Annotated in this window: 20 protein-coding genes; 10 read left to right on the forward strand and 10 right to left on the reverse strand. The window is 70.8% G+C overall.

Features of this window, described 5'->3' with window-relative positions; all coding sequences use genetic code 11:
- Positions 1-39: 39 nt before the first annotated feature.
- From uvrB to DMP23_RS12645, 3 genes are read left to right on the forward strand one after another with little or no spacing between them, the layout of a single operon-like run.
- Positions 40-2,199 (forward strand): excinuclease ABC subunit UvrB, encoded by a 2,160-nt coding sequence (gene uvrB / locus DMP23_RS12635; RefSeq protein WP_167754127.1) that lies wholly within the window; start codon positions 40-42, stop codon positions 2,197-2,199.
- A gap of 27 nt (positions 2,200-2,226) precedes the next feature.
- Positions 2,227-2,499 (forward strand): type II toxin-antitoxin system VapB family antitoxin, encoded by a 273-nt coding sequence (locus DMP23_RS12640; protein ID WP_067582069.1) that lies wholly within the window; start codon positions 2,227-2,229, stop codon positions 2,497-2,499.
- The gene (locus tag DMP23_RS12645) at positions 2,496-2,897 is read left to right on the forward strand and encodes a type II toxin-antitoxin system VapC family toxin (RefSeq protein WP_337821136.1); all 402 of its coding nucleotides are present in this window, start codon (positions 2,496-2,498) and stop codon (positions 2,895-2,897) included. Before DMP23_RS12640 ends, DMP23_RS12645 begins: the two co-directional genes overlap by 4 nt.
- Before the next feature lie 180 nt (positions 2,898-3,077).
- On the opposite strand, the gene DMP23_RS12650 is transcribed toward DMP23_RS12645, so the two are convergent.
- From DMP23_RS12650 to DMP23_RS12660, 3 genes are read right to left on the reverse strand one after another with little or no spacing between them, the layout of a single operon-like run.
- A complete protein-coding gene (locus tag DMP23_RS12650; RefSeq protein ID WP_443111262.1) occupies positions 3,078-3,833 on the reverse strand; it encodes an enoyl-CoA hydratase/isomerase family protein in 756 nt (251 codons plus the stop codon).
- Positions 3,834-3,858: 25 nt separating this feature from the next.
- Positions 3,859-4,797, reverse strand: a complete 939-nt coding sequence (locus DMP23_RS12655) for an ABC transporter permease (RefSeq protein ID WP_337821138.1) — start codon at positions 4,795-4,797, stop codon at positions 3,859-3,861.
- On the reverse strand, positions 4,794-7,661 hold the full coding sequence (locus tag DMP23_RS12660; protein WP_337821139.1) for an alpha/beta fold hydrolase: 2,868 nt from the start codon (positions 7,659-7,661) through the stop codon (positions 4,794-4,796). The genes DMP23_RS12655 and DMP23_RS12660 overlap by 4 nt, the downstream gene beginning before the upstream one ends.
- Positions 7,662-8,042: 381 nt before the next feature.
- Here DMP23_RS12660 and DMP23_RS12665 point away from each other — a divergent pair, with 381 nt between their 5' ends.
- Together DMP23_RS12665 and DMP23_RS12670 are read left to right on the forward strand one after the other, a co-directional pair.
- On the forward strand, positions 8,043-9,008 hold the full coding sequence (locus DMP23_RS12665; protein ID WP_037818122.1) for a TerC family protein: 966 nt from the start codon (positions 8,043-8,045) through the stop codon (positions 9,006-9,008).
- A gap of 38 nt (positions 9,009-9,046) precedes the next feature.
- Complete coding sequence (locus DMP23_RS12670; RefSeq protein ID WP_337821140.1) at positions 9,047-10,975, forward strand: S9 family peptidase; 1,929 nt, start codon at positions 9,047-9,049, stop codon at positions 10,973-10,975.
- Here DMP23_RS12670 and DMP23_RS12675 read toward each other — a convergent pair.
- The 3 genes from DMP23_RS12675 to DMP23_RS12685 form a co-directional block, all read right to left on the reverse strand.
- The gene (locus DMP23_RS12675; RefSeq protein WP_037818125.1) at positions 10,968-11,624 is read right to left on the reverse strand and encodes an RES family NAD+ phosphorylase; all 657 of its coding nucleotides are present in this window, start codon (positions 11,622-11,624) and stop codon (positions 10,968-10,970) included. The two genes, DMP23_RS12670 and DMP23_RS12675, sit on opposite strands and share 8 nt — an antisense overlap.
- A gap of 89 nt (positions 11,625-11,713) precedes the next feature.
- Complete coding sequence (locus DMP23_RS12680) at positions 11,714-12,295, reverse strand: hypothetical protein (RefSeq protein ID WP_037818127.1); 582 nt, start codon at positions 12,293-12,295, stop codon at positions 11,714-11,716.
- Between the two features lie 544 nt (positions 12,296-12,839).
- Positions 12,840-13,817 carry a LacI family DNA-binding transcriptional regulator gene (locus DMP23_RS12685; protein ID WP_134667988.1) on the reverse strand — a complete coding sequence of 326 codons (978 nt, stop codon included), beginning with the start codon at positions 13,815-13,817 and terminating at the stop codon, positions 12,840-12,842.
- 92 nt (positions 13,818-13,909) lie between these two features.
- Here DMP23_RS12685 and DMP23_RS12690 point away from each other — a divergent pair, with 92 nt between their 5' ends.
- Complete coding sequence (locus DMP23_RS12690) at positions 13,910-15,388, forward strand: FGGY-family carbohydrate kinase (RefSeq protein WP_337821141.1); 1,479 nt, start codon at positions 13,910-13,912, stop codon at positions 15,386-15,388.
- Here the strand turns inward: DMP23_RS12690 and DMP23_RS12695 are convergent.
- Positions 15,333-16,205 (reverse strand): AraC family transcriptional regulator, encoded by an 873-nt coding sequence (locus DMP23_RS12695; protein WP_337821142.1) that lies wholly within the window; start codon positions 16,203-16,205, stop codon positions 15,333-15,335. The two genes, DMP23_RS12690 and DMP23_RS12695, sit on opposite strands and share 56 nt — an antisense overlap.
- Before the next feature lie 39 nt (positions 16,206-16,244).
- On the opposite strand from DMP23_RS12695, the gene DMP23_RS12700 reads away from it, so the two are divergent.
- The 3 genes from DMP23_RS12700 (at position 16,245) to DMP23_RS12710 (ending at position 18,453) form a co-directional block, all read left to right on the forward strand.
- On the forward strand, positions 16,245-16,643 hold the full coding sequence (locus DMP23_RS12700; protein ID WP_037818130.1) for an NUDIX hydrolase: 399 nt from the start codon (positions 16,245-16,247) through the stop codon (positions 16,641-16,643).
- 198 nt (positions 16,644-16,841) lie between these two features.
- Entirely contained in the window at positions 16,842-17,321 is a 480-nt protein-coding gene (locus tag DMP23_RS12705) for an MmpS family transport accessory protein (RefSeq protein ID WP_037818131.1), read from the forward strand.
- Between the two features lie 361 nt (positions 17,322-17,682).
- Complete coding sequence (locus DMP23_RS12710) at positions 17,683-18,453, forward strand: ABC transporter permease (RefSeq protein WP_337821143.1); 771 nt, start codon at positions 17,683-17,685, stop codon at positions 18,451-18,453.
- On the opposite strand, the gene DMP23_RS12715 is transcribed toward DMP23_RS12710, so the two are convergent.
- Positions 18,429-19,115 carry a histidine phosphatase family protein gene (locus DMP23_RS12715; RefSeq protein ID WP_275293749.1) on the reverse strand — a complete coding sequence of 229 codons (687 nt, stop codon included), beginning with the start codon at positions 19,113-19,115 and terminating at the stop codon, positions 18,429-18,431. The genes DMP23_RS12710 and DMP23_RS12715 overlap by 25 nt on opposite strands.
- Positions 19,116-19,137: 22 nt before the next feature.
- Positions 19,138-21,015, reverse strand: coding sequence for a Na+/H+ antiporter (locus DMP23_RS12720; RefSeq protein WP_337821144.1), 1,878 nt, complete (start codon positions 21,013-21,015; stop codon positions 19,138-19,140).
- Positions 21,016-21,075: 60 nt separating this feature from the next.
- On the opposite strand from DMP23_RS12720, the gene DMP23_RS12725 reads away from it, so the two are divergent.
- On the forward strand, positions 21,076-22,488 hold the full coding sequence (locus tag DMP23_RS12725; RefSeq protein WP_337821145.1) for a carboxylesterase/lipase family protein: 1,413 nt from the start codon (positions 21,076-21,078) through the stop codon (positions 22,486-22,488).
- A 43-nt stretch (positions 22,489-22,531) separates the two neighbouring features.
- Here the strand turns inward: DMP23_RS12725 and DMP23_RS12730 are convergent, their stop codons facing one another.
- Complete coding sequence (locus DMP23_RS12730; protein WP_337824390.1) at positions 22,532-25,171, reverse strand: glycoside hydrolase family 2 protein; 2,640 nt, start codon at positions 25,169-25,171, stop codon at positions 22,532-22,534.
- Between the last annotated feature and the right edge of the window lie 18 nt (positions 25,172-25,189).

The following is a 25,189-nucleotide window of genomic DNA, read 5'->3' on the forward strand; positions in this document are numbered from 1 at the left end:
TCGCGGAAATTGTCGGTGGCCCGGCCTACCCTGGTTCCCGTGGCTTTCGCAACCGAACACCCCGTCCTCGCCCAGTCCGACTTCCGCCCCGTCTCCGAGGTGCCCCGTGCCGGCGGCCGGTTCGAGGTCGTCAGCGAGTACCAGCCCGCGGGCGACCAGCCCGCGGCCATCGACGATCTCGAACGCCGGATCAAGGCGGGCGAGAAAGACGTCGTGCTGCTGGGCGCCACCGGCACCGGCAAATCGGCCACCACCGCGTGGCTGATCGAACGCGTCCAGCGGCCCACCCTGGTGATGGCGCCGAACAAGACGCTGGCCGCGCAGCTGGCCAACGAGCTGCGCGAGCTGTTCCCGCACAACGCGGTCGAATACTTCGTCAGCTACTACGACTACTACCAGCCCGAGGCGTACATCGCGCAGACGGACACGTACATCGAGAAGGACTCGTCGATCAACGACGACGTCGAGCGGCTGCGCCACTCCGCCACGATGAACCTGCTCTCGCGCCGCGACGTCATCGTGGTCGCGTCGGTGTCCTGCATCTACGGCCTCGGCACGCCGCAGTCGTACCTCGACCGGTCCACGAAGCTGGAGGTCGGCGGCACGGTGGAGCGCGATGTGCTGCTGCGCGCGCTGGTCGACGTGCAGTACTCGCGCAACGACATCGCCTTCGCGCGCGGCACGTTCCGCGTCCGCGGCGACACGGTGGAGATCATCCCGGCGTACGAGGAGCTGGCGATCCGCGTCGAGTTCTTCGGCGACGAGATCGACAAGCTGTACTACCTGCACCCGCTCACCGGCGACATCGTGCGCGAGGTCGACGAGGTCCGGATCTTCCCGGCCACGCACTACGTCGCCGGGCCGGAGCGGATGGAGAAGGCGATCCGCGGCATCGAGGCCGAGCTGGAGGAGCGGCTGGCCGAGCTGGAGAAGCAGGGCAAGCTGCTGGAGGCCCAGCGGCTGCGCATGCGCACCGCCTACGACATCGAGATGATGCGCCAGGTCGGCTTCTGCTCCGGCATCGAGAACTACTCGCGGCACATCGACGGCCGCGGCGCGGGGTCCGCGCCCGCCACGCTGATCGACTACTTCCCGGAAGACTTCCTGCTGGTCATCGACGAATCGCACCAGACGGTGCCGCAGATCGGCGGCATGTACGAGGGCGACATGAGCCGCAAGCGCAACCTCGTCGACTACGGGTTCCGGCTGCCCAGCGCGGTCGACAACCGGCCGCTCACCTGGGAGGAGTTCTCCGACCGCATCGGGCAGACGGTGTACCTGTCGGCGACGCCGGGCCCGTACGAGATGGGGCAGACCGGCGGCGAGTTCGTCGAGCAGGTCATCCGGCCCACCGGCCTGGTCGACCCGAAGGTGGTCGTGAAGCCCACCGAGGGGCAGATCGACGACCTGGTGCACGAGATCCGCGAGCGCGCGGACAAGGACGAGCGCGTCCTGGTCACCACGCTCACCAAGAAGATGGCCGAGGACCTCACGGACTACCTGCTGGAGCTGGGCATCCGCGTCCGGTACCTGCACTCGGAGGTCGACACGCTGCGCCGGGTCGAGCTGCTGCGCCAGCTGCGCGCGGGCGACTACGACGTCCTGGTCGGCATCAACCTGCTGCGCGAGGGCCTCGACCTGCCCGAGGTGTCGCTGGTCGCGATCCTCGACGCGGACAAGGAAGGCTTCCTGCGCAGCGGAACCTCGCTGATCCAGACCATCGGCCGCGCGGCGCGGAACGTGTCCGGCGAGGTCCACATGTACGCGGACAAGATCACCGACTCGATGAAGTACGCGATCGACGAGACCGACCGCCGCCGCGCCAAGCAGGTCGCCTACAACGAGGAACGCGGCCTCGACCCGCAGCCGCTGCGCAAGAAGATCGCCGACATCCTCGACCGCGTCTACACCGAAGCGGAAGACTCCGACGAGGCGGTCGCGGTAGGCGGTTCGGGCCGCAACGCCTCGCGCGGCAAGAAGCCGGAACAGGGCGACCGCGTCCGCAGCTCGGGCATGCTCACCGACAAGAACGTCGGGTCGATGCCGCGCGCCGAACTGGCCGACCTGATCCAGCAGATGACCGATCAGATGATGCAGGCCGCCCGCGACCTGCAGTTCGAACTGGCCGCCCGGCTGCGCGACGAGGTCGCCGACCTGAAGAAGGAACTGCGGGGGATGGACGCGGCCGGCATCAAGTAATTACACCGTTTCCGGTACCATTACACCATGGCGATGAACATCAAGGATCCGGAAACGGAGCGCCTGGCCGCGGAGGTGGCCGAGCTGACCGGCACCACCAAGACCGGCGCGGTCCGCGAGTCGCTGCGGATCATGCGCGACCGGCTGGTCGCGCAGCGGCGCGCGGAGCGGAACGCGGACGAGTTCGTGCGCTTCCTGCAGGAGGAGATCTGGCCGCAGGTTTCCCCGGAGAACCGGGGCAAGCCGGTCAGCAAGGCCGAGCGCGAGGAAATCCTCGGATACGGGCCGGGTGGCGTGTGATCATCGACAGTTCCGCGATCGTGGCGGTGCTCATGGGCGAACCGCTGGCGGTGCCGATCGCCCGGGCGATCGGCGGCGCGGAGGAATGCCGGATCGGGGCCCCGACCCTGGCGGAGACCTCGATCGTGCTGGCGCACAAGGAAGGAGAGCGGGGAGCCACGCTGCTGGCTTCGTTCCTGCAACGGCGGCGGTTCGACATCCTCACGTTCGGCGAAGCGCACTGGCGGACCGCGCAGACCGCGTACCTGCGCTATGGCAAGGGCAGGCATCCCGCCGCGCTGAACTTCGGCGACTGCCTCACCTGCGCGGCCGCGATGATCGCCGGAGAACCGCTGCTCTGCATCGGCGACGATTTCCCGCAGACCGACCTGGAGCTGGTCAAGCTAGAGGAGAACTGACGGCGATCAGCCGGGCGGGCCCCAGCCGGGGGTGCGCTCCAAACTGAGGCACCCCCGGTTCCCGGACCCTCGTATCGACTTTCACAGAAACATGCGCCCGAAGCAATGGGTTCGAGGGCAGAGCCGAGGCAAGAAAGTCTCCTGTCCGCGGTCGGCGCCGGCGAACGACGGCCGCAAGGGTCAGTGCTTCAGCACCTTCTCCACGTACGCCTTCACCGCCGCGAGTGCCGGTTCGGACCGCCACAAACGCTCTACCTGCGCATCGTCGGAAACGCGGTTCTCCGCGATCCGCTGGTGGTACGGCTGCCGCAGCTGCTGCTTCGTGTGCGCGAAGGCCTCCGCGGGCAGTTCGCCGAGCCGGGCGGCCAGTTCGCGGGCCCGGGTGAGCACGTCGTCGGCGGGCACGATCTCGTCGATCAGGCCGCGGGGGAGCGCGTCGGCCATGGTGACCGTCGCGCCGCTGTAGATCAGGGACGGCAGTGGCGTCGTGCCGTACGTGCAGCGCAGGATTTCCAGCGCCGACAACGGGAACGGCACGCCCACCAGCAGCTCCGTCACACCGATGCGGCCGGGGCCGTCCGCGGCGATCCGGTGGTCGCACGCGGCCGCCAGGACCATGCCGCCCGCGATCGCGTGGCCGTTCACTGCCGCCACCACCGGGCGCGGGAAGCCGAAAACGGCCAGGAACGCGTCCGACAGCGCGGGCAGGAAATCGCCGACGTAGCGCGCGCCGCCCTCGTCGATCGCGAGCAGGTCCACTCCGGCGGAGAACATGTCGCCCGCACCGGTGAGCACGACCGCGCGCGCCCCGGCGGCTTCGGCCTCTTCGAGTCTGATCACCAGTTCTTTGCAGGTGGCGGTGTCGAGGGTGTTGCCGCGCCCGTGTTCGAGGGTCACGAGTGCGACGCCGGCGTCGAGTTCCAGGTGGATCGTCACGCGCCGAACCGTACCGGACATCCGCCTAGCTGGTGACGTCCTTCCTCGCGAACCGGCGGCCCGCCAGCAGCAGGAACACCGTCGTGTAAATGACCGACGACAGCACTCCGCTGGCCAGGTTCGTCCAGTCGATGTCCGTGGAGATCAGGTCGATCCAGGCGAACGAATAATGCGTCGGCAGATAGTTCCGCAGACCCTCCAAAGCGGTGATCTGGTCGAGGATCTGGGACAGGATCGCCACCAGCACCGTCCCGCCGACCGCGCCCAGCGGGGCCTCCGTCGACACGCTCAGCAGCAGCGCGAGCCCGGCGACCCAGGCCAGCTGCACCACGATGTACACAGTGGACATCAGCAGCGCCAGCAGGCTGTCGCCGAAGCCGACCGCGTCGCCGGTGGGGCTGATCGCGTCGCCCGCGCCGTACCAGATGATCCCGACCAGCAGCGAAACCACCGGCAGCAGCACCAGCGCGGCGATGGACAGCAGCCCGGACACCGCGGCCTTCTGCCGCAGCAGCCGCTGCCGCGGCACCGGGATCGCCAGCAGGTACTTCAGGCTCGACCACGACGATTCGCTCGCGATCGTGTCGCCGAAGAACAACGCGACGATCATCGGCAGCAGGAACGTGCCGGACACGAAGAACGCGAGCACCACGAAGTTCGGCGCACTCGCCGTCGCGAGGTCCACGAACCCGCCGGTGCGGCGGTTCGGATTCGCCTGCCCGATCTGGAACGCCACCACGAGGATGAACGGCAGCACCGCGACGAACGCCAGCACCAGCTGGGTCCGCCTGCGGCGCAGCTGCCGTTTCAGCTCCACGCCGAGCCGCAGCGTCCGGTCGGCCCGGTAGCCCGCGACCGCGCCGTCCGGGCCGACCTCGGCCGGTTCCGCGGTGGCCAGGTCGCTCAGTTCCTGCAGTGCGGCCGGGTCGGTGTGCACCCCGCCGGAACCGTTGCCCTCGTTCATGAATCCTCTCCCACCAGCTGCAGGAACGCGTCTTCGAGCCGGCGGCGCGGCCCGGCCTGCTCGACCGCGACCCCGGCGCGCACAAGCGCGGCGACCGCCTCGGCGCGCGGCATCCCGTCGAGATTCGCGTGCACCAGATCGCCTTCGGTCTCGATGTCGGACACCCCGCCGACGCTCTTGAGCGTCGCCGCGGCCGCCGCCGAGTCGTCGACCCGGAACGTGGCCTCGCCGCTCGAGGCCGCCAGCTCGCCGACCTCGCCCGAGGCCACGAGCCTCCCGCGGTGCATGACCACCACGTGCGAACACGTCTGCTCGACCTCGGCCAGGAGATGGCTCGAGACGACGACGGTGCGCCCGGTGGCGGCGTAGCGCTGCAGGACCTCGCGCATCTGGTGGATCTGCGGCGGGTCGAGCCCGTTGGTCGGTTCGTCGAGCACCATCAGCTCCGGCAGCCCGAGCATCGCCTGCGTGATCGCGAGCCGCTGCCGCATGCCCTGGCTGTAGGTCTTCACCCGCCGGTGCACCGCGTCGCCGAGCCCGGCGATCTCCAGCGCCTCGGTGAAATGCGCCTTCTCGGCAGGCCGCCCGGTCGCCGCCCAGTACAGCTCCAGGTTCGCCTTCCCGGACAGGTGCGGCAGGAATCCCGAGCCCTCGACGAACGACCCGATCCGCGACAGCACCGGCGCGCCCGGCGCGATCCGGTGGCCGAACACGCGGATCTCGCCCGCGGTCGGCGTGATCAGGCCCATCAGCATCCGCAGCGTGGTCGTCTTGCCCGCGCCGTTCGGCCCGAGCAGCCCGAGCACCTGGCCCGGTTCGACGCGGAACGACAGGTCCGCCACCGCGGTGAACCCGCCCGCGTACTGCTTGCGCAGCCCCTTGATCACCAGCGGCGTGTCCGCGAGCTCCGGGTCGACGTCGTGCGCCCGCCGGCGGCGGATCGCCGCGACCGCGACGAACGCGATCGCGACCAGCAGCGTCGCGCCGATGCCGATCAGCTGCCCGACCGGCAGGGGAGCGCCGACCGAAGCGCCGGGCACCACCGGGACGGCGAGCGCCGCGCCCGGCGCGAGCCCGACCCGGAACACTCCCGGCTGCGCCGGCACCGAGTACGCCTGGTCCGTCGTGCCCACCACGAGCCGCAGCGAATGCCCGGAATCGATCGGCCGCACGACGCCCGGCAGCGTCACCGTGACGTCGACCGGCGTGCCGTCCGCGGGCAGCCCGGTGACCCGGAACGGCGCGACCGCGTTCGCGGGCAGCACGCGGGTGCCGTCCTGGCCGACGTCGTACAGCTTCGCGAACAGCACCGCCTCCGGCTGCGGATGCGCCGGGTCGGTCGCGACCTGCAGCCGGACGGTGCTCGAACCGGACAGCAACACCTGGCTGTCGAACGGCGCGGTGCCGAACTGCGCGGCCTGTCCCGGTGGGTCGCTGCTGAACAGCGGAGCCAGCCGGGAGGTGCCCGCCGCGAGTCCGTTGAGCCCAGGAATTCCGCTCACCGCAGCGGGATTCGCGCCTGCGGGCCGGACGATCGGCTGCGCCGGTCCGGTGAGCGCCACCTGCTTCCGCTCGGTTCCCGCGCCGCTGAGGCCCGGGTACGCGGCGGCGTTGACCGTGCGCACCGACGGGGTTCCGTTGGCGCGCAACGTGCCCTGGACGTCGTAGCTGAATCCGTGGCCGGGGTCGCCCTGACCGGTGAGCGACGACCACAGGAAGTCGCCGATCTTCGCGCGCAGCTGCGGTCCGGGGACCCCGCCGTCGTGCCCGCCGGTGTACCAGATCGTGCGGACTGATCCGCCCGCCGCGGTGATCTGCCGCGCGGTGGCGTCGGATTGGTCGAGCCCGAAGAGCGTGTCGCTCTCGCCCTGGACGAGCAGCGTCGGCGCGGTGATCTTGCCGGTGACCGACGAGGGGGAGACGCGGTGCAGCAGCGCGACCGTCTCCGGGCTGGCCTTGCCGGTGGTCGCGAGTTCCGCGTACGCCTTGCACACCGCCGCGGTGAACCGGCCGCACGGATCCGCGGACGGCCGCTCGGCTCGGGCACCAGCCGGTGGCGCGGCGGCTTGTGGCGCGGTGCCGCCGCTGTTGCCCGCGGTGCTGCCGTTGTCGTTGGTCTTCTGTCCCGCTTCCGGCGCTTCGGCGGACGGCGTGCTCGCCGCGGCCGCGCCCGAACCGGCGGAGAAGAAGATGCCCGCCCAGCTCTTCTTGAAGACGCCGTCCGGAGAGAACGCTCCGGCCGCCGGGGTCTTCGCTGACGGAGCGGTCGCCGCCGCGGCGTTCGGAACGAGAGCCTGGCCGAGGTCGTTGTAGGTGATCACCGGCGCGAGCGCGCGCACCCGGTGATCGGTCCCGGCGAGCAGCAGCGACAGCGAACCGCCGTACGACGCCCCGGTCACGCCGATCTCGGGCGCGCCGTCGGAGCCGGTCGCCACGTCGTGGCTCGCCGCCAGCCGGTCGACCAGCCTGCGCGCGTCGGCGACCTCGCCGTCGGGGTCGTTGAGCCCGATTTTGCCGGTGCTGTGCCCGAATCCGCGCGCGGACCAGGTGAGCACCACGAATCCGCGCTGCGCCAGTTCGCGCGCCTGCGGGTCCACACTGGACTTGTCGCCGCCGAAGCCGTGCGCGAGCAGCACGGCGGGCGCGGGCGTGTGTTCGGGGTAGTAGGTGGTGGTGTCGATCCGCACCTGGTCGGGGGAACCCGGTGCGGCCGGCATCGAGAGGAAGGCGTCCTGGGTGCGGACCGGCGCGGGACCGCGGTCGCGAGTCGCCCAGACAGTCACCGCGGCAGCGGCGACCAGCACCACGGCGGCGACGGCGGCGAGCCGGGAGCCGCGGGTGCGGGGAAGCGGGATTCGGGGCACGACGCGACGTTATGACGATTTTGCTGAGAACGGTGACGCGGCCTCACACGGATCAAACACAGTTCACCCGCTTGGCGCCGTGACCGGCTGATTCCGGCGTCCGAGCACGAACCCGGACAGTCGCCGGTTCGGCCGTTCGACGCCCGGAGTGACGAAAGAGACACGGCCGGTCCAGTGATGAGGGCAACCCCGGCTGGCGTTCGCAGCCCGTAACCGGCAGACTGAACGCGCTGTGAGGGGAGTATTCCTTCGCGGCGGTGTCGTCAGCACGGTGCACCCGGCGAGTCATTCGCCGAGGTCCCCGGCACCGTCGGCCGGTTTCGCACCGGCGGGAGAGACCTCCGGTTAGTTGCTGCTGCGCACTATCCGGAGGTTTCAGAGATGACTGTCCCCCTGTGGCTGTGGTTCGCGACAGTCGGCGGGCTGCTCGCGCTGATCGCCATCGACCTGGTGATCGTCGACCACAAGCCGCACGAGGTGACCACCGGCGAGGCCGCTCGCTGGGTGATCTTCTACATCGCCTGCGCCGTCCTGTTCGGAGCGGGCATCTGGTTCTTCGCCGGGCACGACCCCGGCGTCCAGTTCTTCACCGGGTACATCACCGAGTACTCGCTGAGCGTGGACAACCTGTTCATCTTCATGATCATCATGACCTCGTTCAAGGTGCCCGCGATCCACCAGCACCGCGTGCTGCTCGTCGGGATCCTGCTCGCGCTGGGCATGCGGAGCGTGTTCATCGCGGTCGGCGCGGCGCTGATCAACCAGTTCGTGTGGGTGTTCTTCGTCTTCGGCGCGGTGCTCGTCTGGACCGCGATCAGCATGCTGCGCGGCAACGGCGACGAGGAGGAGTACCACGAGAACGCGCTCACCCGCTGGGTGCGCAAGCTCTACCCGGTCACCGACGACTACCGCGGCCACAAGTACCTGGTGAAGGAAGACGGCAAGCGGAAGATCACCCCGATGCTGCTGGTGATCGTCGCGATCGGCTCGGCCGACCTGCTGTTCGCGGTGGACTCCATCCCGGCGATCTTCGGGATCACCCAGGAGGCGTTCCTGGTCTTCACCGCCAACGCGTTCGCGCTGATGGGCCTGCGGCAGCTGTACTTCCTGCTCGGCGGGCTGGTCACGAAGCTCGTGTACCTCAGCTACGGCCTCGCGGTGATCCTCGCCTTCATCGGGGCGAAGCTCGTGATCCACGCGCTGCACGAGTACCACCTCGCGCCGGACTGGCTGGACATCAACAACTGGATGTCCCTCGGCGTGATCGTCGTGGTCCTCACCGTCACCACGGTGCTGAGCCTGGCGAAGGCCAAGCGCGACGAACGCCGGGCGGTAGAGGCGAAATAGGTCGTTTGCCTTGCTAAGGATCGGGTACGGTCGTCGGCATGCGTCCTGCCGACATCGAAGTCCTCGCCGTCCCCGGCCGTCCCGCGCTGCGCGGTGATCTCCTGCTCGCCGCGGTGAGCAGTCCCGACCTGGAAACCGATCAGTACCGCAGCGCGATCCGGCGGATCTCGCTGTCCGGCGGCGAATCGCCGTGGACGCAGGGTCCGCGCGATTCGTCGCCGGCCATCTCGCCGGACGGCCGGTGGGTCGCGTTCCTGCGCGCCGGCGACGGCAAGGGCGCGGAAGGCAGTCCGCAGGTGCACGTGATGCCCGTCGACGGCGGCGAATCGCGGAAGCTCACGTCGCTGCACCTCGGTGCGGACGCGCCGGTGTGGGCCCCGGATTCGCGCTGGCTCGCGTTCACCGCGCGGGAAGCCGAGCCGGGCCGCTACGGCACCGAGGACGCCGACGAGCGCACGCCGGAGCCCGCCGCCGAGGCGCCGCGGCTGATCACGCGGCTCGACTACCGCATCGACAACGTCGGCTTCCTGCGCGACCGGCCCAAGCGGCTGTACGTGCTCGACACCTTCGAAGAGGGCGAGCCGGAAGCGGTGACGCCGCGCGATTACAGCGTGAACCAGCCGGTCTGGACGCCGGACGGCGAGCGGGTGGTCGTGACCGTGCCGCACGACTTCGACCGGACGGAAACGCGCGAGCACGACCTCGTCGCGTTCCCGGTCGACGGTGGCGCCCCCGAGGTGCTGGCCGCCTGCGCCGGGTACGCCGATCAGCCGGTGTACGCGCCGGACGGCACGCTCTACTTCTTCGGCACGTCCCATGAGGACGGTGTCGTCGTCGCTTCCAACATCGGGCTGTACGCAGTCGTGCCGGACGGGAAACCGCGGCGGCTGACCGATGTGGAGACCGTCGACGTCGAGCCCGGCTCCGGCCCGGCGCTTCCGCTCGGCGACGAGGTCCTGGTCGCGGTGCGCAACCGCGGTGCGGTGGAACTGCGTGCGATCCCGACGGACGCCGACGGTGCGAAGCTCGACGACTTGCGCGTGCTGCACGCCGGGCACTCGGCGGTCCACGGATTCGCCGCGGACGGCGACATGGTTGTCGCGGTAGTGGCCGATTTGGACACCGCGGGCGAGCTGGTGGTGCTCGGCTCGGACGGTCCGCGCGTGCTCACCGATTACTCGAAGCCGTTGCGGGACAAGGGTCTTTGCGAGGTCGTGGAGCTCGAAACGACCGCGCCGGACGGCTACCCGGTGCACGGCTGGCTCGTCCTTCCCGACGGCGAGGGCCCGCACCCGGTGCTGCGCGTGGTGCACGGCGGGCCGTTCGCCCAGCAGGAATGGACAGTGTTCGACGAGGCGCAGGTGTACGCGTCGGCCGGGTTCGCCGTCGTGCTCGGCAACCCGCGCGGATCGGCCGGATACGGGCAGTCGCACGGTACTTCGGTCGTGCACAACATGGGCACCGTCGACGTCGACGACGTGCTCGCGCTGCTCGACAAGGCGCTGGAGCGGCCGGACCTCGACGCGTCGCGGACCGGGATCATGGGCGGTTCCTACGGCGGGTTCATGACGAGCTGGGTCGCCGCGAAGCACCCGGACCGGTTCCGCGCGGCGTGGAGCGAGCGCGCGGTGAACGCGTGGGATTCCTTCGCGGGCAGCTCCGACATCGGCTACTACTTCACCGAGGGCTACGTCGGCGCGGACCCCGACGAGCAGCGGCGCCGCAGCCCGCTCAGCTACGCCGCCGACGTGCGGATCCCGTTCGCCGTCGTGCATTCCGAGCAGGACTGGCGGTGCCCGCTGGAGCAGGCGCAGCGGCAGTTCGTGGCGCTGCGCCAGGCCGGCGTCGAGACGGAGTTCCTGCTGTTCCCCGGCGAGGGGCACGAGCTGACCCGCTCGGGCAAGCCGCGGCACCGGGTGCAGCGGTTCGAGGCGGTGCTGGCCTGGTGGGCCCGGCACCTCAGCTGAGCAGCGTGTAGTTCAGCTCCTCGCACACCCGCCCGAGCGGCACGTCGAGCCCCGGATGGTCCAGCGGAAGCAGGACGTCCGGGGCGATCGGCAGCGCCGCGCCCGCGGGCGGATCCCACAGGCACAGCGAGGGCTTGCCCGCGTCCATCGACGAGCGGTACCAGAGCCCGTCGAGGTCCGGCATCGCGCCGCGGATCGCCCGCGCCCACGCCTGGGTGATCTTTTTCGGGCCGCTGGAGATCTCCTGCGACGCGCCGACCCGGGTGGGCCACAGCCCGGTGAGGTCGAGCAGCCGCAGCACGCGCGTCGGGCGCACCACGACCAGCCGCGGGCCGCGCGTCGTGCGGTCGACCGTCGAGGTCGTCTGGAACACCTCGGCGACGCTCGTGCGCACGGTCAGGCCGAAATACAGCACGCCGTTGCCCGGGTCGGTGACCGGACGGCCGCCGCGGCCGGGCTGCTGCTGGTCGAACCGGCCGTGCGGGAGCGGGCCGGTGTAGCGGAAGGTGTTCCACTGCTGCGGATGGTTGCCGTGCGCGGTGAAGATGCGGACCAGCCGGGTCTCGGGCTGCACCGAAACCACGTCGTGGCTGCGGTCCAGCCCCTTGACCAGAGCAGACCGCGCCGGAGGCGAGGGGAGCCGGGCCATGCGGGGGAGGTCGTCCGTCCTGTGTCGGGGCAGGGGGCGGGCCTGCGCCGCGGTGGGCGGGCGGCGCGCAGGCGGGGAAGGTCAGCGGGTCAGAACGGCGAGCCAAGCGTGGCGACGAGCCGGGCCACCTGCTCGGGGTCGCCGCCGGCGAGCAGCCACTGCCGCGGCGTGGCCGGCCGGTCGCTGATCACCAGGTCGGACTGCGGGGTGTTCATGAACGCGGCGACGACCAGCGCGGGCTGGTCTTCCGGGACGGCGCGCAGCACGGTTTCGAGGCCGGGCAGCACGCCCGCGCCGTTGAACTGCCACGCGGGCAGCCGCCAGCCCTGGTCCTTCCAGCCGGTGAGCCTGCCTTCCTTGAGGCGGTGCCGGATCCGGCTGTCGTCGACGTTCAGCATCTCGGCGGCCTGGCCGACCGAAAGCGCGGAATCGGCGAGCACGGCGTGCGCGGCGACGGTGCGCGCGCGGAAGTCCGGTTCGCCCTCGTCGCGCGGGCTCAGGTCGAGCCCCGCGTCGGTCAGCGCGGCGCGCTGGTCGGGGGAGAAGTAGTGCGAGGGGTCGGGGTTGGGCGGCGACAGCCTTCGGGCCGCGTCCTCCACGAGCGTGAGAAACTCGTTCGCGTCGGCTTTGAGGCCGGCTCTTGCGAGAACGTTCTCCAGCGCTATCGACATACGCTCAGCCTAGCGCGTGTGTGCGGGTTCGTGCGGTTTCTCGCCTTTTTGTGGGTGAATTCACCAAAGATCGACACGCATCGCACAGAAGTCAACACGATGGGTAGGCGAGTTCGGGCCAGTCTGCCCCGCACCGGGTGGCTTGTCCAGGCTTTCGAGTGCTTGACACTCCCGGACCGCCGATTTACGTTGCGAACGAGTAATCGGTTTCCCGCCCTCGGGTGCGGCCCGTGCTCCGCCGTCCGCGGCGGACGCTGGGGGGACAGGGGGTGGGGCGTGCCTGGCGGCTCGGCGGAACTCCGCCGGGCCGCCAGGCACGTCGTTTCCCCTCGCATCGCGCTCTCGTCTCGGACGTCTTCGGCGGGTTTCGCCGGGTCTTCCCGGCTCGTCGGATCGTCCGCCGCCCTCGGACGGTCTCAGACGCCGGTCCCATCCTCCGGTCTCCTGCGGCTTCTCGTGAGCGGCAAGGCCGGTTCTAACCGGCATTGCCACGCACGAGGCCCCGCCGCAGTTCGCCGGGTGCCGCCGTTGCGCGGTAGTCCGGTCAGCGGTGCGAGCTCTGCCGGTCGATCAGCTGCGCGTCCAGGGTCGTGGTGACCGGCTCGCGGGTGCTGTCGGCGATGCGGGCCAGCAGCAGTTGGGCGGCGACCCGGCCGATCTCGTACGCCGGCTGCGCGACGACCGTCAGCGGCGGGTCGATGAGCGTCGTCCACGGGGCGTCGTCGAACGAGACGATGCCGATGTCGCGCCCGGCCCGCAGGCGCCGTTCCGCGAGCGCCTCCAGCACCCCGATCGCCATCGTGCTGTTGGCGACCAGCAGCGCGTCCGGCGGCTCCGGCTGGTCCAGCAGGTCCCCGGCGGCGTGGCGCGCGCCTTCCGCGCGGTATTCGGCGCGGCGGAAGACCGCGTTCTCCTCGCCGACCGCGTCGAGGTAGCCCGACAGCCGGTCGTCGGCGGTGCGCACGCCGGACGGCCCGGTCAGGCACGCCACCCGCCGGTAGCCGTTCGCGACGAGATGCCGGGCCGCCTGCCGGGCGGCGCGGCGGGTGTCGACGAGCACCTGGTCGCCGTCGGTGCCGGGCAGCGGCCGGTCGACCGCGACCACCGGGATGCCGAGCCGGCGCAGCCGCGTGACGCTCGTGGTCGGGCCAGTGGGGGAGAGCAGCACGCCCGCGACGCGTTCCTGCAGCGCGACGTCGAGGTACCGGCGCTCCTTGTCCTCGTTCTCGTCGGAATTGCAGAGCACGACGGAATACCCGGACACCTGCGCGAGATCCTCGACCCCGCGCGCGATCGAGGTGAAGAACGGGTTCTCGACGTCGGAGATGATCAGCGCGAGCACCGCGGTTTCCTGGCGGCGCAGGTTTCTCGCCAGTCCGTTCGGGTGATAGCCGAGCTCCTCGGCGGCCTCGAGCACCCGGGCGGCCAGCTCCGGGTCCACTGTGGACTTGCCGTTCAGGGTCCGCGACACCGTGGCGGTCGAGACGCCTGCCCTGGCGGCGACGTCGCTGATCGTGGCCACCGAGCCTCCTCGTCCTGGCTTCCTTGACACCCCGGTGACCGCAGAATACCGTCCCGGTAATCGTTTACCGTCCGCTTACCGGGGGTGCTGCGATGCAACCGGGCCCGTTGCTCGGCATCGACATCGGCACGTCCAGTTCGAAAGGCGTCCTCGTGGGTGCGGACGGCACTGTACTGGCGCGCGCCGCCCGCCCGCACAGCACCTCCCGCCCGCGCCCCGGCTGGTTCGAGCACGACGCCGAAACCGTGTGGTGGGCCGGGTTCGCCGAGCTGGTGCGCGAATTGCTGGCCGGCGGCGAGAAACCCGCCGGGCTCGCGGTGAGCGGCATCGGCCCGGTGCTGCTGCCCGCGGACGCCGACGGCCGTCCGCTGCGCCCGGCGATTCTCTACGGCGTCGACACCCGGGCCGGGGCGGAAATCGCCGAGCTGACCGCCGAACTCGGCGAAGAGTCCATTGTGGAACGCTGCGGGAGCGCGCTGTCGAGCCAGGCGGTCGGCCCGAAGTGGCGGTGGCTGTACCGGCACGAATCCGACGTCGCCGCGCGGGCCCGGCAGTTCCTGATGGCGAGTTCGTACCTCGTGCGGCGGCTGACCGGCGAATACGTGCTCGACCACCATTCGGCGAGCCAGTGCGACCCGATGTACGACCTGCGCGCGGGCGGCTGGGCGGAGGACTGGTCCGCGCTCGTCGCGCCGGGGATCGACCTGCCGCGGCTCGCCTGGCCGACCGAGGTCGTCGGCACCGTCACCGCCGCGGCGGCCGCCGAGACCGGGTTGCCGGCGGGATTGCCGGTCACCTGCGGCACGATCGACGCGTGGGCCGAAGCGACCAGCGCGGGCGTGCGCGACCCCGGCGACACGATGGTCATGTACGGGACCACGATGTTCCTCGTCCAGGCCGTCGCCGAGGCCCGTCCGGTGTCCGGGCTGTGGGCGACGCGCGGGGTTTTCCCGGACAGCTTTTCGCTGGCGGCGGGGATGGCGACGTCCGGCGCGATCACCGACTGGCTGCGGGAACTCTTCGACGGCGACTTCGCCGAGCTCGTCGCTTCGGCCGGTCGAGTTCCGGCAGGCAGCCGCGGATTGCTGATGCTGCCGTACTTCGCGGGCGAGCGGACTCCGGTGCCGGATCCGTTGGCGCGCGGGCTGATCGCCGGGCTGACCACTTCGCACGGCCGGGCGGAGCTGTACCGCGCGGCGTTGGAGGGGACGGCATACGGGGTGCGGCACAACCTTTCCGCGATGGGCGCTCCCGCGCGCCGGTTGGTGGCGGTCGGCGGTGGCACCCAGGGACGGGTGTGGACGGGGATCGTCAGCGATGTGACCCGGACGCCGCAGCATCTTCCGACGGAAACTGTCGGCGCGTGCTTCGGGGACGCGTACCTGGCGGCGGTGGCGATCGGGCTGGAGCCGGATATCGAGGCGTGGAACCCGGTTGCCGAGGTGATCGAGCCGGATCCGGGCCGGGCGGACCGGTACGACGAGTTTTACGCGCATTACCGGGCGTTGTATCCGGCTACCGCGGAGACGGCGCATTTCCTTGCGCGCCAACAGGATTTGGCAGCGGAGTGAGTCGCCCGGCGAAGTAGGCACCCGGGGTGAGGCCGGTGAGGGCGCGGCATTCGCGGGTGAGGTGCGGCTGATCGGAGTACCCGGCTGCGACGGCCAGCTCGGCGAGGGTCGCGGTGGCCGGTGCCAGTGCGATGGCTCGTTGCAGGCGCAGGATGCGCCGGTAGGTGGCCGGTCCGTAGCCGACGGCGAGAGTGAAAAGCCGACGTGCCTGCCGTTCGCTTCGGCTCGGTTGAGCCGGAGGCCAATCAGAGTGGTCGGCGGCTTTCGATGAAGGTCGCATGCCTGGGTGCGTCGATTGCCCCGCGGCTTTCGATGAAGGTCGCACGCCCGGGTGCGTCGATTGCCCCGCGGCGAGCGCTTCTCCTTCGCCTTGGCCCAGAATCCCGGCGGCCTCGGCGGCGAGGTGCGCCAGCATCCGTTCCACCACCGGATCCGCGGCAGCTGCCTGCTCCGTCGCGATGTCGGCCATCGCGTCGGCGAGGTCGCGGCCGCTGAGGATTTCGTCGGCGAGGGTCGCGCCGCGGCGGTTCCACAGGTCCGGCAGCGAGACGCGGCTGTCGCGCAGTTCGTCCGCGCCCACGCCGAGCATCGCGGCTGCCGCTCCCGGCCGGAAGCGCAGGCCGCGCAGCCGCGTGCCGGGCGGGAACACCGACGTCCACGCAGTCGTGTCCGGTCCGGCCACGAACACCTGGCCGGCGCCGGCGACCAGGTCCACGCAGCCGTCCGGGACGATCCGCTTCGGGCCGGGCTCGGCCGACTCCCAGCGGCACCGCACGAGGCGGCGCAGCGAGTGCGGCGGCGGGCTTTCCGAGTACACCCCGCGATCATCCCTCGCGGGTACGACAAAATGGCGCCCATGACCCCGATCGATGCCCTGGCCTGGGTCCACGTGCGGGACCGGCGGCTGCTGTCCGTCCGCACGACCGGCAAGGAAAAGTTCTATCTCCCCGGCGGCAAGCGCGAACCGGGGGAGGGCGACGTCGAGGGGCTGTGCCGGGAGATCCGCGAGGAACTGGGCGTCGCGCTCGACCCGCTCAGCTTCCGTTTCTTCGCGCTGCTCGACGAGCAGGCGGACGGATTCGCCGACGGCCGCCGCGTCCGGATGACCTGCTACACCGCCGACCACGCCGGCGAACCGGAGCCGTCGGCGGAGATCGCCGAGGCCGCCTGGCTGCGCGCCGCGGACGCCGCCGCCTGCCCGCCCGCCGGACAGCGCGTGCTGCGGATGCTGGCCGACGCCGGGCTCGTCGACTGATCACCCTGCGTCAACCGGGGGATGCGCGAGCGTCATCGGCATCGTGCGTGGTGATCGTGCTCGTACGCGCACGTCCTCTACCCCCATCAGGGTGAAATGGAGCTAATTTTCTCGGGTTGGCTAACGCCGTGTAACGGTCTGGCGAAGAACCAGACGTCGCACTCGCGGGAAGTGCGCTCGAGAAGAGAAGACCTCTCCATGGGTGTTCCTGGCGCGACCCGGCCCACGGCGGCCCGGGGGGAATCGGGCAGGCTGCGGCCGCTCGGAAGCGCGGTGGTCGTGGTCGGCGTCATCGCCGTCGCGGTCACTGTCGCGTGGTACGTCATGCCGAAAGCGACCCCGGACCGGCCCGCACCGGCCGCGTCGGTGCCGTCGGTGACCGTCGAACCCGCGATCGTGCGCGAGGTGACCCGCACGGTCGTCTACGAACTGGCCGGCGAGGACGTCGCGCACAACCTCACCTACGTCGCGACCGGCGGCGACCTCGAACAACAGGCCGAGGTGCGGCTGCCCTGGTCGGTGACTGTGCAGCGGAAGGCTCCCGCCGAGCAGCCGGTGTTCAGCAGCCTGGTCGCGCAGAGCACGGGTGCGCTGCTGTGCCGGATCCGGGTGGACGGGCAGGTGGTCGCGGAGAAATCGGTGGCCGGGGAGGGGCGGCAGCTCAGCTGCAGCGCCTGACTCGGGCTGGAAGGCCGCGGGGGATCGGCAGAGCGGACCCCGCCCGCTTGCGGCACGCCGAGTTGCTCTCGCGGAAGCGCTTGATCGGGGCGGGGCGAAGCTCTCCGGGGCCGCGCTGGCATCGGCGGGACGGATCCCGCCCGGCTGCAGCGCGCCGAGTTGTTCTCGCGGAAGCGTGTGACCAGGGAGGCTTGAAGCTCGCCGGGCCGCGCAGGTGGCATAGCGAGCCCGTCCACTCGCCAGCACACCAAGCTGTCCTCACGAACCTCCGCCGCGCCTGCCCGGGAAGCCCCGCAGCGTCAACCAGCGAAAGCGGCCCGCTTCACCGCCCCGAACCCGGGACTGCGGCAGGATCACCCCCGTGAACGGTGCGATCGGATTCGGGCCCGCGCTGATCGTCGTGCTCGTGGTGCTGGCGCTCGCGGGCGCGGCGGTCGTGCGGTTCGGGCAGCTCGGGCAGGGGCGGGCGGTGCTCGTCGCGGCTGTCCGCGCCGTCGCGCAGCTCGCGCTCGTTTCGCTGGTCATCACGGTGATCCTGCGGTCGGGCTGGCTGACCGGCCTGTTCGTCCTCGCGATGTTCTCCATCGCCGCCGCGACGTCCGCCGGCCGGATCGGGGTGCCGCGGCGGATCGGGTGGGTCGCGCTTTCGCTGGCGTCCGGCGTGCTTCCGGTGCTGGCGCTCGTGCTCGGGTCGGGCGTCGTTCCGGCGAAGCCGATTGCCGTCGTGCCGGTCGCGGGGATCGTGATCGGCGGTTCGATGACCGCGACCTCGCAGGCGGCCCGCCGGGCGCTCGACGAACTCAAGCAACGCCACGGCGAGTACGAAGCCGCTCTAGCGCTGGGATTTTTGCCCCGGCACGCCGCGTTGGAGATCTGCCGTCCGTCCGCGGGGCACGCGTTGATCCCGGCGCTCGATCAGACCCGGACGGTCGGCCTGGTGACCTTGCCGGGCGCGTACGTCGGCGTGCTGCTGGGCGGGGCGAGCCCGCTCCAGGCCGGGACGACGCAGGTGCTGGTGCTCATCGGGCTGCTGGCCGCGGAGGCGATCGCGGTGCTGGTGACGGTACAGCTCGTCGCGGCGGGGTTCGTCCGCCGCGACGAGCGCGCTCAGCCGAGCGGGGCGGCCAAGTGAGACCGGTCGTTGAAGCCGCGGATCAGCCAGTTCTCGCCGTGCACCACGAGGTGCGAGATCGATCCGTTGTCCGCGCCCAGGAACGCGAACCGCTCCAGCGCGCGGCTCGCCTGCGCGAACGCCTCGCCGATCACGCCGCCGTGGGTGAACACCGCGACCCGCTGGTCCGGGTGCGCCGCGGCGATGCGGGTGATGGCGGCCCGGATCCGCAGGCCGAACGCCTCGTCGGATTCCGCGCCGGGCAGGACGTCCCACCGCTGTTCTTCCCACAGCTTCCGCGCGAGCGGATGCCCCTCGGCGGTGTGCTTGCGGAACAGCCCGTTCTCCCATTCGCCGAGGTTGATCTCGCGCAGGTCCGGCTCGACGGCCGGGGTGAGGCCGAGCTTTTCCGCCAGCGGCGCGGCGGTCTGCGCGGTGCGCCGCAACGTGGTCACGTACAGCGCTTCGATGCGTTCCGACGCCAGCCGCTCGCCTACGCGGGCGGCGTGGTCACGGCCTTCCGGCGCGAGGTCCGGGTCGGCCTGCCCGTCGACGAGATCGAACGGCTCGCTGAGCCGTTGCGGCATCGATTCCCCGTGGCGCACCAGGAAAATCTCGGTGGCGCCCGAGGGCGGGCTGAAGCGGTGCTGGCGGTACTCGACTTCCTGTTCGGGCGTGCTCATGCCCCGACCCTAACCGGTCGGCTCACCCGAGTTGCTTGTCCACGAAGCACCACCGCCACGTCTCGCCCGGCTCGAAGCTGCGCATCACCGGGTGCAGGGTTTCGTGGAAGTGCTGCGAGGAGTGCTTGCCCGGCGACGAGTCGCAGCACGCGACGTGCCCGCACTTGAGGCACATCCGCAGGTGCACCCAGGTCATCCCGGCCTCGACGCATTCGGCGCAGGAATCCCGGGTGCTGGGCTCCTTGTCCGGCCATGCGTGGCTGAGGTGCTTGCAGGACCCCGCCGTGGCGGCGGGCGTGCTGAGTTCGCGTTCGGCCACCGGGGGTTCCTCCTCGTCGCGGTCGAGCATGGATTCTTCGATGTCGAGGCGAGCCAGCACGCGGCGCAGCACCGCGTCGTCGGCACTGCCCCGGTCCCGTGCTTTCAGGAACACGTCGCGTTCGGCTTCGAGCAGCTGGACGCGAAGCCGACGGTAGGCGTCGCTGGGGGTTTCCGCGAGCGTGCTCTGCCTGCCGAGCTGTTCCCACGCGGCGTCGGAGCGGCCCTGCAACCGGTCGCGCAGCCGCTCGATGACCTCGGGCGGGTCTTCGGGGCGGCGCAGTTCCTCCAGCTTCGCGAGCGCGGCGCGGGTCATGTCGTGCAGCACGGCGGCTTCCTGCAGCGCGTCCTCCGCCGGGTCCGGCCGGGGCAGCCGCAGGCGGCGGATCAGCGGCGGCAGCGTCATGCCCTGCACCGCGAGCGTCCCGGCCACCACGACGACCGCGGCCAGCACGAGCACCGCCCGCTGCGGAGTGTCCGCGGGCAGCACGAACGCTGCGGCGAGCGTGACCACGCCGCGCATCCCGGCCCACGCGATCACCGCCGAATAGCGCCACGGCCACACCTTGCCGCGTTCCAGGCCCAAGGTTTTCAGGAGCCGTTTCACCACGCCGATGCCGACCATCCAGAGCATCCGCGTGAGGATCGTCGCGGCGAGCACCGCGGCGCAGATCCCGGCGAGCTGCCACACCGACAGCCCGCTCTTGCCGACCTCGTGCAGGATGCCCCGCACCTGCAGGCCGATGAGCAGGAAGACCATGTTCTCCAGCAGGAACTGGACGGTCTCCCAGTTCAGCCTGCTGGCCAGCCGCGACGGCCCGGACTGGATCCGCGGCGTCTGGTGCCCCTGGATCAGCCCGGTGACGACCACCGCCAGCACGCCGGATCCGTGCACCGCCTCAGCGAGCAGGTACGCCGCGAAGGGAACCGCGAACGACAGCGCGGTGTCGGTGATCGTGTCTTCCAGCTTCGCGCGCACGTACGTCACGATCAGCCCGACGAGGAAGCCGACGACGATCCCGCCGACGGCCGCGAGGAGGAAGTCGAGACCGACCTGCCAGAGGCTGACCGCGCCGGCGATCGCCGCGATCGCGGTCCGCAGCGCGACGAGCGCGGCGGCGTCGTTGAAGAGGCTTTCGCCCTCCAGCAGCCGGACGAGCTTGCGCGGCATCCCGACCCGCCGGGCGACCACGCTCGCCGCCACCGCGTCCGGCGGCGCGACGACCGCGCCCAGCGCGATCCCGGCGGCCAGCGGCAATCCCGGCACGACCAGCCAGGCGACCAGCCCGACGCCGAACGCGGTGAACACCACCAGCCCGACCGACAGCAGCGCGATCGGCCCGCGCAGCTTGCGGAACGCGACGAGCGACGTCTGGATCGACGCGGAGTACAGCAGCGGCGGCAGCAGCCCGATGAGGACGATCTCCGGGTCCAGTTCGTACTGCGGCACCCCGGGGACGAACGACACCCCGACGCCGACCGCGACCAGGCACAGCGGAGCCGACCAGTCCATCCGGCGCGCGACGACGGTCACCAGGAGAACCGTCAGGACCAGCGCCACCAATTCCGCTGCGATTTCCACCGGACAATCATCGCCTGCGGTCCCGGAGGACGCGCGGGGGCCAGCGTTAGGCTGCGGTTCGTGACGACGGTGGAGACGCGGGCCGGTGCCGTCCGCGGCGAGGTGCGGGACGGAGTCGGGCTGTTCCTGGGGGTGCCGTTCGCGGAGCCGCCGGTGGGGGAGCTGCGGTTCCGCCCGCCGGTGCCGGCGGCGTCCTGGACCGGGGTACGCGACGTGACGGAATTCGCGGCCAAGGCTCCGCAGCCCGACGTGACCGGGAAACGCTTCGTCGGCGACGAGGACTGCCTGTACGTCAACGTCTACGCGCCTGAAGCACCCGGTTCGTACCCGGTGCTGGTGTGGATCCACGGCGGGGGCGGGGTGATGGGCGCGCCGCACCAGTTCGACGCGTCCGCGTACGCCCGCCGCGGCGTGGTCGTCGTGACCGTCGCGTACCGGCTCGGGGTGCTCGGCATGCTCCGGCTGCCTGGCGTTTCCGACGGGAATCTCTCGCTGCACGACCAAGTGCTGGCGCTGGAATGGGTCCGCGACAACGTGGCCGCGTTCGGCGGCGACCCGCGGCGCGTCACGCTCGCCGGGCAGTCCAACGGCGGTCGCACGGTGGGGACCTTGCTGGCGGTTCCGGCCGCGAAAGGGCTGTTCAGCCAGGCGATCGTGCAGAGCGGCACCGGGGTCGGTTCCGTCGTGCACACTCCGGCAGAGGCGGAAGCAGTCGGCGAGGCGGTGCTGGCCGAACTGGGCGACGGAGACCTGCGCACGCTGCCGGTCACGGAGATTTTGACCGCGCAGCAACGGGTCACCGCTCAACTCGGCACGCTCGTGACGTACCGGGTGGTGGTCGACGGAGATCTTCTGCCGCAGCGGCCCGGCGAAGCGGTCGCGGACGGCGCGGCCCGGGAAGTCCGGATCCTCACCGGCACCACGGCCGACGAGCAGGATCTGTTCTCCTGGCTGCAAACCGGCGGCGCGAAACTGCTCGGCACCGGATCGACGATGCTCGAACCGGACGTCATCGCGCGGATGACCGAGGCGTACCGCGAGCTGCTGCCGGACTGGCCGGAGGACCAGCTGGTGAACCGCGTCCGCACGGCGGGGGACTGGTGGCTGCCGGCGATCCGGCTGGCCGAAACCCAGCACGCGGCGGGCGGCACGGCGTGGATGTACCGGCTGGACTGGCGGATCGCGCCGCGCGGGAAGGGCCTCGGCGCGGCGCACGGGGTGGACCTGCCGTTCGTGTTCGACGACGTCCGCAACCCGAATTGGCGCTTCCTGTTCGCCATCGCCCGCCCCGATCCGGAACGGCTGCGCGCGATGGCGGAGGAGATGTTCGGGACGTGGGTCCGGTTCGTGGCGACCGGCGATCCCGGCTGGGCGGCCTACGAGCCGGAAGGCCGGGTGACGCGGGTGTTCGACGACGTCAGCGTGACGGTGTCCGATCCGGACGCGGAGCAGCGGCGGCTGTGGGACTCGTGAGTGGCAACGCCGGTTCTAACCGGCATTGCCACTCACGAGCCGCTTAGCCGCGGACGGTCTGCGTGCCGGTGTTCCAGCCCGCGACCCGCACCGACGGAGCCGAACCGTGCAGGTCGGCCGTGCGGTAGATGGCGGTGAGCGTCACCGATTCGCCCGGCCACAGGCTGACCTGGTTGTCCGACCAGGACACCGGGAGCACCGGCGTGCCCGTGCTGTCAACCAGGTGCGTGTCCACCATGAACGCCGGAGTCTTGCCCGACGAGGTGTTGGTGAGCTTCACCGTGGTGACGGTGGTGCCGTCCGGACCCGGCGCGGAGGTCGCCGCGGTCGCCACCTTCGCCGCGCCCAGCTTCGACAGCCCGGACAGGTCCGCGTAGGACGACGTCGGCGTGTAGTACCAGTCCGACTTGCTCCAGTTGAGCTTGTCGTCCTTGGTGGACAGCCAGTACACGTTCCGGCTGACCTCCTTGCCCGCCGCATCGGTGAGCACCAGCTTCGCCAGGTAGGTCGAGGAAAGCCCGCTGACCGAACCGATGTCGAGCGCCTTCGCGTGCGCGCCGCTGCCGTTGACCGAGAAGTTCTTCTTGGTCTTCGAGAACTTCTTCGTGCCGTCGGTGTTGAACAGTTCGACGCTGGCGGTCAGGCCGGACGCCTTCTTCGTGGTGGAGTTGACCACCTCAGCCGACTTGGTGTCGTACGAGTACTGGATGTGCAGCGGCTCGTTCGCCTTCTTGGCCCCGAAGTAGGAGCCGTTCTGGTCGAGGTAGGCGTCGAACAGCTGCCAGTGCAGCGACGTCCAGCCGCTGTTGAGCATCCAGTAGATGAGCCCGGTCGACGGGTCCTTCGAGTCGGTGAAGTTGCGGGAGTGCGATTCGAACTCCGCGCGGACGTTCTCGTACTGCGCCAGCTGCGCCTTGCGGACGAAGTCGTCCAGGCTCGTCGGCTTGCCGTAGCGGCCGGCCAGCGCGTCGCCGAAGATCTTCAGGTTGGCGAAGGTCTCCGATTCGGAGCGGTGGTACTGCGGCGCGGACGGGTTCTTCCAGAGCGTTTCCAGCTCGGCGGGCGTCATCATCCGCTTGAGCGTGTCCATCGTCGGGATGTCCGGCCCGGCGCTGGTCTCGGAGTTGAAGTTCCACGCGCCGCCCGCGTCCTTGTGCGCCTTGTCGTACCAGTAGTTCGGCGGGACGTAGTCGTACGGGCCGTTCATCTTCATCCCGGACGGGCCGAGCTTCGGCGACGCCTTGGCCGACGCCGCGGAGATCACCGCCGCGGGCCAGTCCGCCGCCGACAACGCGTCGAGGTAGCCCTTTTCGATCCGCGCGTCGGGCGCGAAGTCGCTGCCGATGTGGAAGGACAGCACGCTCGGGTGGTCGCGCAGCCGCTCGGCCTCCGCGGTCATCGACGCCTTGGCGATCGGGTAGTCCGCCTCGGTCCACGGCTCGCCCTTCTCGTCGCCGTTGACCTGGCCTTCCCACTTGTCGCAGCATTCCCAGCCGGGCATGGTCAGCACGCCCATCCGGTCCGCGAGGTCGAAGAACGCGTCGGGTTCGATGTGACCCTCGAGCCGCACCGTGTTGAGGCCGAGGTTCTTGACGTAGGCGAGCTTGTCCGCCGCCCGGCCCGCGTCCCAGCGCAGCAGCAGGTCGGGGGACCAGCCGCCGCCCTTGATCATCAGCGGCTTGCCGTTGACGACGTACTGCCGTCCGCCGCTGGAGTTCAGCGGAGCCTTGACGTCGCGGATGCCGAAGCTGGAGTGGCTCGCGTCGGAGGTCGTCCCGCTGACGCTCGCGGTGAGGTCCAGCTGCTGCATCGGCTGTCCGCCCATGCCGGCGGGCCACCACACCTGCGGCTTGTCGATGCCGATCACCGGGAAGGTGACGGTCTTCTTTTCGTGCGCGGCAAGGGAAACGTCCTGGCTCACCGGCTTGCCCGCGACGGTGCCGGACACCGTGGTGCGGACCGGCGCGTCGGAGTCGTTGCGGACGTCGGCCTTCGCGGTGAGGTCGGCGTGGTCGAGCGCGGGCACGTTCAGCTTCGTGACGACGTGCGCGCCGCGGAGCGCGACCGGCCCGCTGTGCCGGACGACGACCTCGCGCGCGAGCCCCATGTTCTGGTCCGGCGGGGTCTGCGCCCAGTCGATCCAGCCCATCGACAGGTCGTTGTTCGGGTCGTTCGGGTAGACCTTGAACGCGACGCTGTTGACGCCCTCGTGCACCTGCTTGGTCACGTCGAGGTCGTGCCGGGTGTAGGGGCCGTTGACCTCGTCCTTGGTGGCGACGCGGGCGCCGTTGACCCAGACGTCGGCCTTGGACAGCACGCCGCTCACGTCGAGGTAGGTGCGCTGGGACGGGTCGGCGACCTTGATGTCGGCGCGGTACCACCACGGAACCTTGAAGTCCGCGGCCGGCACGTTCTTCATGTTCGTGGAGTAGAACGGGTCGGAGTAGCGGCCGTTGGCGAGCAGCCCGGCGTACACCGTCGACTGCGAGCCGACCGGGTACCAGCCCTTGGCGTCGAAACCGGGCTTCGACACCGCGGCGTCGTCGGACACCTTGGCCGAGGACTGGATCAGATAGCCGGGGATCGCGGCCTGCCCGGGTTCCGGCCCGGCCGAAGCGGCCCCGGCGACTCCGGGGATCAGCGCTGCGGTCAGGGCGGCGACTGCTAACAGCCGTCCGGGCATTCTTGGCCGGCGTGGGGT

It is taken from the genome of Amycolatopsis sp. A1MSW2902 (genome assembly GCF_017312175.1).
Lineage (GTDB): Bacteria > Actinomycetota > Actinomycetes > Mycobacteriales > Pseudonocardiaceae > Amycolatopsis > Amycolatopsis nivea.

What these genes read in the sequence shown, in the direction of transcription:
- DMP23_RS12640 (WP_067582069.1), top strand. Translation starts at nt 2,227, where the DNA reads ATGGCGATGAACATCAAGGATCCGGAAACGGAGCGCCTGGCCGCGGAG.
- DMP23_RS12655 (WP_337821138.1), bottom strand. Translation starts at nt 4,797, where the DNA reads ATGAACGAGGGCAACGGTTCCGGCGGGGTGCACACCGACCCGGCCGCA.
- DMP23_RS12665 (WP_037818122.1), top strand. Translation starts at nt 8,043, where the DNA reads ATGACTGTCCCCCTGTGGCTGTGGTTCGCGACAGTCGGCGGGCTGCTC.
- DMP23_RS12670 (WP_337821140.1), top strand. Translation starts at nt 9,047, where the DNA reads ATGCGTCCTGCCGACATCGAAGTCCTCGCCGTCCCCGGCCGTCCCGCG.
- DMP23_RS12675 (WP_037818125.1), bottom strand. Translation starts at nt 11,624, where the DNA reads ATGGCCCGGCTCCCCTCGCCTCCGGCGCGGTCTGCTCTGGTCAAGGGG.
- DMP23_RS12680 (WP_037818127.1), bottom strand. Translation starts at nt 12,295, where the DNA reads ATGTCGATAGCGCTGGAGAACGTTCTCGCAAGAGCCGGCCTCAAAGCC.
- DMP23_RS12690 (WP_337821141.1), top strand. Translation starts at nt 13,910, where the DNA reads ATGCAACCGGGCCCGTTGCTCGGCATCGACATCGGCACGTCCAGTTCG.
- DMP23_RS12700 (WP_037818130.1), top strand. Translation starts at nt 16,245, where the DNA reads ATGACCCCGATCGATGCCCTGGCCTGGGTCCACGTGCGGGACCGGCGG.
- DMP23_RS12705 (WP_037818131.1), top strand. Translation starts at nt 16,842, where the DNA reads ATGGGTGTTCCTGGCGCGACCCGGCCCACGGCGGCCCGGGGGGAATCG.
- DMP23_RS12715 (WP_275293749.1), bottom strand. Translation starts at nt 19,115, where the DNA reads ATGAGCACGCCCGAACAGGAAGTCGAGTACCGCCAGCACCGCTTCAGC.
- DMP23_RS12730 (WP_337824390.1), bottom strand. Translation starts at nt 25,171, where the DNA reads ATGCCCGGACGGCTGTTAGCAGTCGCCGCCCTGACCGCAGCGCTGATC.